Source organism: Frankia sp. AiPa1, from assembly GCF_023243075.1.
GTDB lineage: Bacteria > Actinomycetota > Actinomycetes > Frankiales > Frankiaceae > Frankia.
The window spans coordinates 12,104-25,683 of sequence record NZ_JALKFZ020000191.1 but is presented as its reverse complement, the minus strand read 5'-3'; the positions used below and the strand labels follow the sequence as shown (position 1 = coordinate 25,683).

Here is a 13,580-nt window from a genome sequence, read left to right as displayed (position 1 = left end):
CCCCTTGCCGAGCACACGCGTCGTGCCGCGGCGCCGGGGATTCGGCCTGGGTGATCTGCGGGCTCAAGTTCACTTTTTCTATCGACTTGGTCGAGCCGGAGGCGCCTCCCCGCCCGCTCGCCCTTTTCGTTCGACTGCTGCCACCAGATATCCCCGCCCGGAAAGAGGCACCGCCATGCCGGTTGAGTTCGTCGGTCTGATCGCCACCCGCCCCGGTTCGGAGGCGAGCACGTTCACAGCCGGGCCGGTCGTGGACCGCGACTTCACCCGGCGCTTCGCCATCGCCCACGAGGACGCCGGCTTCGACCGGGTGCTCATCGGGTACAGCAGCGGATCGGTCGACAACATCCAGGTCGCCGCCTACGCGGCGGCACACACGGAGCGCCTCGCCTACCTGGTCGCGCACCGGCCCGGGGTGGTGTTCCCCACCGTGGCGGCACGCTACTTCGCCTCCCTCGACCATTTCTCCGCCGGCCGGGTGGCGATCCACATCATCACCGGGGGCAACGACGCCGAGCAGCGGCGCGACGGCGACTACCTCGACAAGGACGAGCGCTACGACCGGACGGACGAGTACCTGGAGGTGGTCCGCCAGACGTGGACCGCCACCGAGCCGTTCTCCCACCACGGCCGGTACTACCAGCTCGAGGATCACCTGTCCGCGGTGCCGCCGGTGCAGCAGCCGCACCTGCCGATCTACTTCGGCGGTTCGTCGGAGGCGGCCTACCGGGTCGGCGGCAAGCACGCCGACGTGTTCGCGCTCTGGGGCGAGCCGCTTGCCGAGACCGCCCAGCAGATCGCGGCGGTCAACGCCGCGGCGGCCGCCGCCGGCCGGACCACGTCGCCACGCATCAGCGTGTCGTTCCGGCCGATCCTCGGCCCCACCGAGGAACTGGCCTGGGAGCGGGCACACCGCATCCTGGCGTCGACCACGGAGAACGTGGGTAAGGCCGCCGAGTACTTCAAGGAGTTCCGCGGTTTCATCGGCGGCGACAGGCACACGCCGCCGAACGTCGGCTCGCAGCGGCTGCTGGCCGCCGCGGCCAAGGGCGAGCTGCATGACCGCGCGCTGTGGACGCCGCTGGCCGCCGCGATCGGCGGTGGCGGGAACTCCACGGCGCTGGTCGGTACGCCGGAGACGGTCGCCGAGGCGCTGCTCGACTACGTCGACATCGGTGTCACGACCTTGCTGATCCGGGGTTACGACCCGTATGACGACGCGATCGACTACGGCCGGCACCTGATCCCGCTGGTGCGCGAGGAGGTGGCCCGGCGCGACCGCGGCGAGGCGGCCCGGCGCAGCGACATCGCACCGGTGCCGGCGGCGCTGGCCGCCGACGCGGCGGTCGGTGGTCTCGCGCGATGAGACTGATGACCTCTACCGCGGTCGGCATCGGGGCGTGATCCGGCATTCCCTGGTCCAGTGCCGACGTGACGACGGTGAGGTCACCTCGGTCCCGTGTCCGCCTGCGCCCTCGACCAGGCGGCGACGGCACCCGCCCCCACCGCGGGGCCCGAGGTGAGAGGCGGACCGGGACTCGCACTGGTAACGGCGGCAGTAGGCCGTCAACCGCGGCTGCTGGGCGCCGGGATCGGCGCGGGCCTGCTCTGGACGGGGACGAGACTCGCCGCGCCGCTGGTGGTCGCGCACACGCTCGACGCCGGAGTGCTGGGCGGGGACTCGCACCAGCTGTGGCTCGGGGTCGCGCTGTTCGCGGGGCTGGCGGTGTTCGGCGCCGGGTTCGCCGGGCTGCGGCGCTACTGCGGGCAGTGTCTCGCTTTCGTGGTGGAGGCCGACCTGCGGGACCAGCTGCTGGCGCGAGTGGTGCGGCTGCCAGCGGCCTTCCACGACCGCAACCCCAGCGGTGTCCTGCTCGCCCGGGCGACGACCGACCTGCAGCAGATCCAGCAGCCCGTGATCAATATTCCGATCATGGTGTCCAACGTGGCGATGCTGGTCGGATCGGCCACCCTGCTGGCAGGGATCGACGCGGTGCTGGCGGTCGTCGCCCTGGCACCGGCCGTGGTGGTGTTCGTGGTCGCCGTCCGGTTCACCCGGCAGCTGGGCCCGCGGGCCCTGGCGCTGCAGTCCGAGCTCGGCGGGCTGGCCGGCACCGTCGAGGAGACCATCGCCGGCGTGCGCACCACGAAGGGCCTCGGTACCGAGGACGATGAGCGGCGCCGCGTCCGCGGGCAGGCTGGCCAGGTCCAGCGGGCGGCGTTGCGGCTGAACTCGGTCCGCGCGACCTACCAGCCGCTCGTCGAACTGCTGCCGGCCTTCGGCCTGGTCGGCGTGCTGTGGATCGGCGGGCTACGCGTCGCCGACGGGGATCTGACGGTCGGTGAGCTGGTCCAGTTCAACTACTTTGGGCTGATCATGGTCGGTCCGTTGCGGATCGCCGGCATGACCGCGTCCCAGCTGAAACGAGCGGCGGTGTCGGCGAGGCTGGTCGCCGCGCTCCTCGACGAGCAGCCCGAACCGACGGCGACGGCGACGGCGACGGTGGTTGCGGCCAGCACGGCCAGCACGGCCAGCACGGCCAGCACGGCTGACAGGGCTGACAGGGCTGACACGGCTCGCACGGCTGGCGTGGCGGGTACAGCCAGCGGGGCGCCCGCCCGGCTCGGCGAGGGGCTTGAGGTGCGGTTCGAGTCAGTGACGTTCGGTTACGTGCCGGGTCGTGACGTACTGCGCCAGCTCGACCTCGTGGTGCGGGCCGGCGAATGCGTCGCCGTGGTTGGTGCGACCGGCAGCGGCAAGACCACGCTCGCCGCGCTGATGCCCCGCTTCTACGATGTCGGCGCCGGCCGGGTGAGCCTAGGGGGCCGAGACGTCCGGGACTGGCCGCTGTCCGAGCTGCGCGCTCGGCTCGGCGTCGGGTTCGAGGACGCGTTCCTGTTCAGGGGATCGATCCGGGATAATCTCCGGTTTGGCGCGCCCACGGCCGACGACGAACGGTTGCGGACGGCGGTCCGGCTCGCCGGGGCGCAGGACGTGGTGGCGGGACGGCCCGGCGGCTTCGAGGCGCCGGTCGGCGGCGGGGGCCTGAGCCTTTCCGGCGGCCAGCGACAGCGGCTGTCGCTGGCCCGCGCGCTGATCGCGGACCCGCCGGTGCTGCTGCTGGACTCGCCGACCAGCGCGGTGGACCCGGCCAAGGAGGCCGAGATCGTCGCGTCGCTGGCGACCCTGATCCGGGGCCGCACGACGATCCTGATCGCGCATCGGCCCGCCGTCATCGCCCTCGCCGACCGGGTCGTCCTGCTCGAGGGCGGCCGGGTCGCGGCCACCGGCACTCATCAGGACCTGCTCGCGAGTTCGCCCTGCTACCGCCAGGTACTGGCCGCCCATCCCAGCGGCCTGGATGGTCCCGGTCCCAGGTCCCTGTCCCGGTCCGGCGGCTCCGGCCCGCCCCGACGTCCTGGCAACGTCGTGACCCCCCCGACCGCCGCGACCCCGCAGGGCGCGACCCCGCAGGGCGCGACCCCGCAGGGCGCGGCCTCGAATGCCGCGACCCTCGAGGACGCGAGCCCGAAGGGCGAGGCCGTCACCGACCTCGCCTTCGGCGGCGGCCCGGCGGCGGCCCGTGGGCCGTCCCGGCTGGGCCGCGGCGGTCTGCTGGCCCGGACGCTGACGCTGCTGCGGCCACGCTGGCCGTTGGTCGCGCTGGCGGCGCTGCTGCTCGTCATGACCACGGCCACGGGGCTGGCCGGCCCGTGGATCCTGCGTTACGCCCTCGACAGAGGCCTGGTGGCCGGCCGGCCCGACACCGGTGTGATCACCCGTGCCGGCCTGCTCTATCTGGGCCTGGCGATGGCGGGCCTGGCTTTTGCCCGGCTGCAGGTCGAGCTGGTGGGGCGGATCGGTGAGTGGTTCGTCCGCGAGCTGCGCGGCCGCACCGTCGACCACGTGATGTCGATGTCGGTTCGCTACTTCGACCGGACCCCGGCCGGGGTACTGGTGTCCCGGATGACCGCCGACGTCGACGCGCTGCAGGACGCCGTCCAACTCGGCGTCGTGCCGTTCATGCAGGCGGTACTCACCCTCGTGTTCCTGGTCGCGCTGCTCGTCGTGCTGTCGTGGCAGCTCGCGCTCGTCTGCGTGCTGCCGGCACTGGCACTGGTCGCGGCGACGGTGTGGTTTCGCCGTGCCTCTCGCTCGGCCTTCGCTCGGGTGCGTGACCGCGTCGCGGACACGGTGACCGAGCTGACCGAGCGGCTTGCCGGCCTGCGGGTGGTCCGGGCCTACCGCCAGGAAGCAGGTACGACCGCGTCGTTGCTGCGGTTCAACCGTCAGCAGCTGAAGGCGAACGTCACCGCGGTGCGGATCCAGTCCTTCTACCTCACCGCCATGGAGCTCGCGACCGTCGGCAGCATCGCGGCGGTGCTGGCCGCCGGCGGCACGCTGGCCGCGCGGGACGCGGTGAGCGTGGGCACCCTCAGCGCCTTCGTGCTGTACCTGCTGCTCGCCTTCGAGCCGGTGCAGTCGCTGAGTTTCGTGGTCACGCTGCTCGAATCGGCAGCAGCGGCGCTGCGCAAGGTCTACAGCCTGCTCGACGAGCCGGTGGACCTGCCGGAGGGCACCCGCGAGCTGCCGGAGGTCGGCCCGCTCGACGCGCGGGATGTCGGTTTCCGCTATGCCGACGGCCAGCCCGACGTCCTGGGTGCGGTGCGGCTGACGATCGTGCCCGGCGAACGGGTGGCCCTGGTCGGGCCGACCGGCGCCGGCAAGTCCACGCTCGCCAAACTGATGGCACGGCTGTTCGACCCCACCGCCGGCCAGGTCAGCTATGCCGGCGCGAACCTGCGGGACGTGACCCGCCGCGCGCTGCGCTCACGGATCGTGATGGTCGCCCAGGACGGTCAGTTGACCACCGGCACGCTCGCCCACAACCTCCGGGCGGTGCGACCCGATGCCACCGACGAGGAGCTGGCCGGGGCGCTGGCCGCGGTCGGCGCGGGCGACTGGCTCGGCAGTCTTCCTGACGGCCTCGTCACCCAGGTCGGCGAGGGCGGGTCGCTGTTGTCGGCGGGGGAGCGGCAGCTCGTCGCGCTCGCCCGGGTGTGCCTGCTCGACGCGGACGTCGTCGTGCTCGACGAGGCCACGTCCGGTCTCGACCCCGGAACGGAGCGGCTCGTGGAGGCCGCGGTGATCGCGGCGACGGCCGACCGGGCCGTGCTCGTCATCGCCCACCGGATGTCAACGGCACGCAGCGCGGACCGGGTCGTCGTCGTCGACACCGGCGGCGTGACCGACATCGGCACCCACGACGAGCTGCTCGCGCAGGGTGGACGCTACGCCGCTCTGTTCACCGCCTTCGAGAGCTCGACGTAGGCCGCCGCTCGCGAGGCGCGTTCGAGCCCGGTTCGGCCAGCCGATGCCCCACGGCCACCGTCAGCAGCTCCTGTTCACCGGCGGCGACGGCCTCCTCCTTCCCCACCGGCCTTGGCGACCTGCTCCGCCCGAACGCCCGACCATCGCGCGTATCCGCTCACCGCCGACCGTCCTCCTCTTCGCCCCGTTCCACCTGATAGTCCTTGTATCGCTGCTCCGCCAACGGGATCGCCTCGGCGTGCCAGGCGTGCCAGGCGTGCCAGGCGGCCCACAGGCCAGCCTTGTCACGAGCGACGAGCCCCCTTCGTCGAGCTCTGCCCTGGCCGCCATCCGTGGCCGTGGGCGCGGCGGTGCGTCAGGTGGTGTAGCCCAGAGGGGACAAGGGGTAGGCCCCCGGACGAAGCGGGCGCGGGCGACTTGTAAGGTCGCAAGTGGCGACCTGCGGTGGACTGGGAAATCCCGCAGGAACCAGGCCGGCATCGGCGATTTGCTGCTGGCAAGGGGGGTAGATCCCGCGGGTCGTCGTCCCATCGTGCCGTAAGACGGGAGCCCTCCGTGCCGAGCCCTCGGGTCCTCGGCCTGGTACTGGCCGGGGGAGCCGGCAAGCGGCTGGCGCCGCTGACGGCCGACCGGGCCAAACCCGCCGTTCCCTTCGGCGGCCTGTACCGGTTGATCGACTTTGTCCTGTCCAACCTGGTCAACGCCGGCTATCTGCGGATCGCCGTGCTCACCCAGTACAAGAGCCACAGCCTCGACCGGCACATCACCACGACCTGGCGGATGAGTAATCTGCTGGGCAACTACATCACCCCGGTGCCGGCACAGCAGCGGCTCGGCCCGCGCTGGTTCGCCGGCAGCGCCGACGCCATCCACCAGTCGCTGAACCTCGTCCACGACGACGACCCGGACATCGTGGTCGTCTTCGGCGCGGACCATGTTTACCGGATGGACCCGCGGCAGATGGTCGCCCAGCACCTCGAATCCGGCGCCGGAGTCACCGTCGCCGGACTACGGGTGCCGCGCGCCGAGGCCGGTGGCTTCGGCGTCATCCAGCCTGGACGGGACGGGCGCATCATCGAGGCGTTCCTGGAGAAGCCCGTCGACCCGCCCGGCCTGCCCGACAGCCCGGACGAGGTGCTGGCATCCATGGGCAACTACGTGTTCTCGACGGACGTGCTCATCGACGCCCTGCGCAAGGACGCCGCCGACGAGGACAGCCGACATGACATGGGTGGCGACATCATCCCGATGCTCGTCGCGCAGCGCACCGCCGCCGTGTACGACTTCGCTGCCAACGACGTGCCCGGCACCACCGGGCGGGACCGCGGCTACTGGCGGGACGTCGGCACGCTGGACTCCTACTTCGACGCGCACATGGACCTGTGCGCGCTCGACCCGGTGTTCAATCTGTACAACCGGCAGTGGCCGATCCACACCAGTGTTCCGCCACTGCCTCCGGCGAAGTTCGTCCACGACGATCCGTTGCGCACCGGCAGTGCGGTGAACAGCGTCGTCAGCAACGGGGTGATCGTTTCCGGCGGTTCGGTCCGCTCGTCGGTGCTCTCCCCGGGCGTCCGGGTGCACTCCTGGTCGGAGATCGACCGGGCCGTGCTGCTCGACCACGCGGTCGTCGGCCGAGGGGCGGTGGTGCGTGACACCATCCTGGACAAGAACGTGCAGGTCCTGTCGGGCGCGCAGGTCGGAGTCGACAAGGAGCGCGACCGCGTCCGCGGCTTCACGGTCAGTCCGAACGGCGTCACCGTCGTCGGCAAGGGCCAGACCGTGTCCGACTGACCGCCACCACCGCCCGCCCATACCCCACCGGCCTGGCCTCCGCCCGGGCTTGGCCTCCGCCCGGGCTTCACGCATTGTGAGCCCGAAGATCGGCACCGACTTGCCTGATGGGGCGGCATCGGCGGCTAGCATGCTATCCAGGTCGTCGTGGGGGGCAAATCGGACACAAATGGCCCCTTAACGACCTCGTTGGATCTTGCCTGCGATCGGAAGGGGACCACGCGATCCGGGGCGGTTGCGCAGGGTGAAGGCAGCCGTCAGTCGTGGCGGAATCGCCCTGCCTGGCGGCGCTGTTCCGCCCCGGCGCGGCGGTGCAGTTCTGGTGCGGCGCCCTTCGGCCCCGGTGCCCTTCGGCCTCGGAGCGGTCGTACCGTCTGCCCGTCCCCTCGTCGTTGCACTCGAATTTCGCTCAAGGAGAGAGCCAGTCCATGCGTGTCGCCCTGCTCACCCGCGAGTTCCCCCCGGACGTGTACGGCGGTGCGGGGGTGCACGTCGAGTACCTCGCCCGAGAGCTCGCCAGGCTGGTGGACCTGACCGTCCACCGGGAGGGCCGCGCTCCCGCAGACCCGGATCTGGCGGCGCCTGACCTGGCGGCGGCTGACCTGGCCGCGGCATCGGCTCCGTCGGTGGTGGCGGCGTTGGACGCCGGGACCATCGGGGCGGGGGCCAGCGCGGCGGGGATCGTCGAGGTCGTGGGTGGGGCGGGCGTCGCGGGGGTGCGCGCGCACCGGCCGTGGGCGGCGCTCGACGGGGCGAACGACGCGCTGCGCACCGTCTCGATGGACCTGTCGATGGCGACGGCCGCCGCCGGGGCTGACGTGATCCACTCGCACACCTGGTATGCGAACCTCGGCGGCCATCTGGCCTCGCTGCTCGGCGGGGTGCCCCATGTGATGACCTCGCACTCGCTCGAGCCTCGCCGGCCGTGGAAGGCCGAGCAGCTCGGGGGTGGCTACCGGCTGTCGTCGTGGTGCGAGCGGGTGGCGATCGAGTCCGCGGCGGCGGTCGTCGCGGTCAGTAACGGGATGCGCGCCGACATCCTGGCTGCCTACCCGGCGGTCGACCCGGCGCGGGTGCACGTCATCCGCAACGGCATCGACACCGACGAGTACCAGCCTGACGAGGCCACCGACGTGCTCGAGAAGTACGGCATCGAGCCGGACCGGCCTACGGTGATCTTCGTGGGGCGGATCACCCGGCAGAAGGGCCTGCCGGTGCTGCTGCGGGCGGCCTCGGCACTCGACCGCCGGGCGCAGCTCGTCCTGTGCGCCGGTGCCCCGGACACCCCCGAGCTGCTGGCGGAGACGACGGCCCTGGTCGACGGCCTGCGCGCCGAGCGCGACGCAGTGGTGTGGCTGTCCGGAATGTTGCCCAAGCCCGAGGTCATCCAACTGCTGAGCCACGCCACCGTCTTCGTCTGCCCGTCGGTGTACGAGCCGCTGGGCATCGTCAACCTCGAGGCGATGGCCTGCGGCACCGCCGTCGTCGCCTCCCGGGTCGGCGGCATCCCAGAGGTCGTCAACGACGGCGTGACGGGCCTGCTCGTCCCCCCGGACGACCCGCTGGCACTCGCCGAAGCGATCAACACTGTCCTCGCCGACCCGGGGAGGGCCGCGGCGATGGGGCGCGCCGGCCGCGATCGCGCCGTCGGCGAGTTTGGCTGGGCTGCTGTCGCCGAACGCACCTCCACCCTCTACGCCTCCGTCACCAGCGGCTGAGGCCAACACCCCGCGGGTCGGCTGTCACCGCGGGTCGGCTGTCACCCGCCGAGCACATCCTCGATGGATGTGGCGGTAGCTGCGCGAAGCAGCCACTGTTCGAGCTGGTCGGTGTCCAGGCACTCCCGGATCCGCTGGCGCTCGGCGTCAGGCACCGCCACGCCGCGTGCGTCAAGGACGACCAGCACGGCCTTCGCCTCCCCGCGCGCCTCCCCGCGGGCCTCTCCGCGGGCCTCTCCGCGGGCATCGGCCTCGTTGTAGCGCTCGGTGTAGTAACGCCGTCCGACTGCAGTCGACATCAGGTGCTCCTCCCAGGCGCGCCGGGCCGCTGGGGACATCCGGCCCACGATCCGGTCATCGTAAATGATCTTATCGGCTGGATCCAGTGCGTCCAGCGCCGTGAGTAGCGCCGGGTGCATCACACCGAAGTCGGCGTCACCCAGGCGGTACTCCGCGGCGAACAGCACGGCTGCCGGCCTGGCCGCCGCCAGCTGGACGTCTGGTACCAGTGGAACGTCCGCAGAGGTGAACATCCGGGGGACGACCCGTGCGCCGCTGTGGGTGTCTCCCGCGATACGGGTCTGGTACCAGCGGGCCACCGCCGGGTCCGGAACGAAGACCACCAGCGAGAACGGCACCCTTCGGGTGGATTCGAAGTGGCCGACGTAGAGCTTCCAGGACGCCAGTTTACGCTGGTCGCGGCCGCGCTGGACCTCATAGACGGTGCCTCGCAGCAATTGCCCACTCGGTTCATAGAACAGCACCACAGCGTCGGCCTGAAGCGTTGCAGGACGGACGTTCGGATCGTATAACTCGGCGCGGTGCGCCGACGGCACGTCCTTGTCGCCAAGAATCTCCGTGCAGACCCAGTCGGGGAACGATGGATCGAGCCGCAACAGGTCAAGCGGCATCTCGTGGTCGGAACTCGGCATACACCATGATGTCAGGCGGGAGCGGCGGATTATGTGCGCCGAGTGGCCGACGGCGGGATCTCAGTGATCCTTACGTGGTGCCCTGGCACGGCGGCAGGTACGGAGTAGCTGGGACCGCATCGTGCCATTCCGCTTCGGTGAGGCGATCTCCGTGAGCACAGGCGTCACGCGCCATCCGATCGGCATCCAGGTTCCACAGCATGACCCGGGCCACATCGCTGCCGGGTGCAGTCCCCTCCCAGTCGTGGGTGCCGGCGGCAAGCAGACGGCCATCCGGGCTGAAGACAGCTTTTCCCAGCCAGCCGTTCAGCTTCGTGAGGGTCAGCAGCGGTGCGGTGACTGTGCTGCGGTCAGCCGTGTCCCAGATCACGACCGTGCCTTCGTTGGTGCCGGTCGCCAGAAGCCTTCCGTCCGGGCTGAAATCGATACTGCTGATTTCGCCGTGGCGTCCATCGAATGTCGCCAGCGTGTTGGTGGTGCTTTTGCCGTCGAAGGCGGCGGAGGTGGCCCATAGATGTGTGGTGCCATCCCGTCCGCCGGTCGCGACAAACCTGCCGTCCGGGCTGATGACTGTCGCCCAGACCTCGCCCTCGTGTCCCCGCAGCACGGTGGGCGTCGACAGTGGCGCTCTGCGGCGTACATCAAACAGGAGAGCGGTGCCGTCCATGTCACGGGTCGCGAGGACAGTCCCGTCCCGGCTGAACCCGGTGGCGAGAGTACCGCCTGTCTTGCTTGGGTATGTCCCCAGGAGCGCGGAGGTGCTCGGAAGGCGGCTGGTGTCCCACAGCTCGATTTTCCCGTCCATGCCACTGGTGGCGAGACGCGTTCCGGTCCGGTTGTAGACGGCGCCGATCCAACTGCCGGAATCATGACCGGTCGGCGTAGCTGTAACCTCGGCGAGTTTACTGCCTTGATTGACGGTGCCGCGGATGTTGGTGTCCCAGATGTGGATGTTGCCATTGCCATTATCGGTCGTGGCGAGGTGTTTGCTGTCCGGGCTGAAGACGGCGTCGCCGACCGCACCGGTGTGCTCGAACACGGTCCGCGCCGCGGTGGTCGTGTGCTGGCCGGCCACATCCCAGATCCTGGCCGTGTGATCGTCGCTCCGGGTTGCGAGGAGTTCCCCGTCCGGGCTGAACCGCACGTTGCCGATCTCTTTCTGATGGCCGGACAGGACGGCGATCGCCTCGGCCTGGCCTCGGTCATGGGTATCCCATAACCGAACAGAACCGGATGAGTCGCTGCTGGCGAGCAGCGTGCCGCTCGGGTTGAAGGTCACGTCGGTGACGGATGCCTGATGCCCGGTGAACGACGTCAGCGGATGATCGGTGGACCCGAACCCGCGCAGGACGGCCACGCGTGCCTCGGGTGTGGGCGCGGTGCGGTAGGCGGCGACGGTCAGCCGGCGGGCGAGGTCCGGCTGACCCGCGGACGCCGCCCGTCCTGCCGCGCTCACCAGCTGCCGGGACAGGGCAGTCCGGTCGGGGTCGGGGCTGTCGTCGGCGCGGATCCACCCGATGAACACCGCCGTCAGCGCGACCACGAGCACCGCGGCGCTGAGCGGCACGGCCCAGCGGCGGGTCCGGCCACGCGGGAACCGGACTCGCCTCGCCGCGGGCCGGGCATCGTCAATGCGGGTCGGTTCGGGGGAGCCAGCCGGAGGTGGCGGCGCTTCGCCGTCCGGATCCGGATCCGGTGATGGCTGTTGCTGCGACGGGATTCGGTCGATGTCGCGGCGCAGTGGGTCGGGCAGGTGGAGGGTCAGGCCGGTGTGGTCGACCCAGCCCGGTCGATAGGCGTCGGTTGCCGCCCGCGCGAGGTCGGACGCGAACGCGGTGGCATCCGGGTGGCGATCGCCCGGTTCCCGGGCCAGTGCGCGCAGCACCACCTGGGCGATGGGGGTCGGCACTCCCCGCAGCGGCGGCGGCCCGTCCACCTGGGCCGGTTGCTGCCACGGCCGGGCCTGGTCGAACGGCAGGCGTCCGGACAGCAGCCGGTAGAGCACGACGCCAAGGGAGTACAGATCGGTGGCCGGGCCGAGTCGACCCGCCTGGTCGAACTGCTCGGGCGCCATGTACTGCGGGGTGCCGATCAGCCGGCTGGCGCTGGCCGAAAATCCGTCGAACAGCTTGGCGATGCCGAAATCCCCGACTTTCGGCGTCCCATCGGACGTGAAGATGATGTTGTCGGGTTTGATGTCTCGGTGCAGGATCCCGCGGGAGTGAGCGTGGGCCAGTGCGGCGGCGACCGCGAGCGCGGACGCGCAGGCCTGCTCGCCGTTCATCGCGGCGCGGCGCCGCGTGAGGGTGCCGCCGGTCAGCAGCTCCATCACGATCAGGCAGAGGTCATCGGCCTCGAGATAGTCGTGGACCCGGACGATGTGAGGATGATCCAGGCCACCCAGGATCCGCGCCTCGGTGGCGAAGTCCACCTGCAACCCGTCGGGGCCGTCGGCCTTCATCACCTTGATGGCGACCGGCCGGTCCATCCGCCGGTGCCGCGCGGCCAGCACCAGCCCGAATGCGCCCGAGCCCAACTCGTCCGTCAGTACATAGCCCGGCAGCGCCGCCTCGACCCGCCGACGATCGATGATCATCGGCGGGAATGGCGGTGAGCCCTTGATGCCACGTCTGCAGCGCCGATGGCGCCAGGAATACATCCTGGAGTGCTGTCCCCCGACATGGCCGGCATTTTACCCGTGCCGGCCCTTGGCCCGGTGGACGCTGGAACGTCTTACGGAGGATCCCGGGTCAGCTCTTCCAGGCGGTCTCGGTGACGGGGGAGCGGCCGAGCAGGGGGCGCCACCAGGATTCGTTCTCCTTGTACCAGGCGATGGTGGAGCGCATGCCCTCGGGGAAGCCGATCAGCGGCGACCAGCCGAGCTCGGTGCGCAGCTTGGTGGAGTCGAGCAGGTAGCGACGGTCGTGGGACGGGCGGTCGGGCACGATCGTCTTCAGGGACGCGGGCAGGCCCAGCTCGGCGAGCACGGTGTCGGCGATCGTCTCGATGTCGGCCTCGACACCCGAGCCGACGTGATAGGTCTCGCCGACCCGGCCACGCTCGAGCACGGCGTCGATCGCGCGGCAGTGGTCCATCACGTGCAGCCACTCGCGCCGGTTCGTCGTGGACGCGTAGAGCGGGAGCTGCTCGCCCTGCAGCGCGCGGGTGACGAACAGCGGGATGACCTTCTCGGGGAACTGGTACGGACCGTAGTTGTTCGAGCAGTTCGTGATCGTCACCGGCAGGTCGTAGGTCAGGCCGTAGGCGCGCACCGCGTGGTCGGATCCGGCCTTCGCCGCGTTGTACGGGGTGCGGGGGAGGTAGGGGGAGTTCTCGGTGAACGCGCCGGGGTCGTTGAGGTCCATGTCGCCGTAGACCTCGCAGGTGGAGATCTGGTGGAAGCGGGCCACCCCGACGGTCCGGGCGGCCTCCAACAGCGCCTGGGTGCCCATCACGTTGGTCGAGAAGAAGTCGCCGGGGCGCAGGATCGCGAGGCTGTTGTGCGACTCGGCGGCGAAGTTCACGATCACGTCGACGGAGTGCTCCCGCAGCGTGGACTCGACGAGCTCGCGGTCGCGGATGTCGCCGTGCACGAACGTGATCCGTTCGGCCACGTCGGCGAGGTTCTCCCGGCAGCCCGCGTAGGTCAGGGCGTCGAACGCGACGACGGCGTCCGCGGGATGCCGCTCCCGCCAGTAGCGGACGAAGTTCGACCCGATGAACCCAGCGGCTCCGGTCACCAGCAACGTCGACATCGTGCGGCCTTTCGGTCAGCGCGCGTGCTCCGGTGCACGCAGGCGGGGG

General features: G+C 70.9%; 7 protein-coding genes. 4 read left to right on the top strand and 3 right to left on the bottom strand.

Annotated features, from left to right (window positions below; translation table 11 throughout):
• The first annotated feature begins 175 nt into the window (after positions 1 to 175).
• The 4 genes from MXD95_RS26765 (at position 176) to glgA (ending at position 8,844) form a co-directional block, all read left to right on the top strand.
• A complete protein-coding gene (locus MXD95_RS26765; RefSeq protein WP_250643512.1) occupies positions 176 to 1,366 on the top strand; it encodes an LLM class flavin-dependent oxidoreductase in 1,191 nt (396 codons plus the stop codon).
• A 153-nt stretch (positions 1,367 to 1,519) separates the two neighbouring features.
• Positions 1,520 to 5,332 carry an ABC transporter ATP-binding protein gene (locus MXD95_RS26760; protein WP_250643511.1) on the top strand — a complete coding sequence of 1,271 codons (3,813 nt, stop codon included), beginning with the start codon at positions 1,520 to 1,522 and terminating at the stop codon, positions 5,330 to 5,332.
• Between the two features lie 555 nt (positions 5,333 to 5,887).
• On the top strand, positions 5,888 to 7,126 hold the full coding sequence (gene glgC, locus MXD95_RS26755; protein WP_250643510.1) for a glucose-1-phosphate adenylyltransferase: 1,239 nt from the start codon (positions 5,888 to 5,890) through the stop codon (positions 7,124 to 7,126).
• A gap of 428 nt (positions 7,127 to 7,554) precedes the next feature.
• Positions 7,555 to 8,844: a glycogen synthase gene (gene glgA, locus MXD95_RS26750; protein ID WP_250643509.1), complete on the top strand. Its 1,290-nt coding sequence runs from the start codon at positions 7,555 to 7,557 to the stop codon at positions 8,842 to 8,844.
• Positions 8,845 to 8,885: 41 nt separating this feature from the next.
• Here glgA and MXD95_RS26745 read toward each other — a convergent pair whose 3' ends face one another.
• From MXD95_RS26745 to rfbB, 3 genes are all read right to left on the bottom strand, one after another.
• Entirely contained in the window at positions 8,886 to 9,776 is an 891-nt protein-coding gene (locus tag MXD95_RS26745) for a hypothetical protein (RefSeq protein ID WP_250643508.1), read from the bottom strand.
• Between the two features lie 70 nt (positions 9,777 to 9,846).
• On the bottom strand, positions 9,847 to 12,372 hold the full coding sequence (locus MXD95_RS26740) for a WD40 repeat domain-containing serine/threonine protein kinase (RefSeq protein ID WP_250643507.1): 2,526 nt from the start codon (positions 12,370 to 12,372) through the stop codon (positions 9,847 to 9,849).
• Positions 12,373 to 12,526: 154 nt separating this feature from the next.
• Positions 12,527 to 13,531 (bottom strand): dTDP-glucose 4,6-dehydratase, encoded by a 1,005-nt coding sequence (rfbB, locus tag MXD95_RS26735; protein ID WP_250643506.1) that lies wholly within the window; start codon positions 13,529 to 13,531, stop codon positions 12,527 to 12,529.
• Positions 13,532 to 13,580 lie beyond the last annotated feature (49 nt).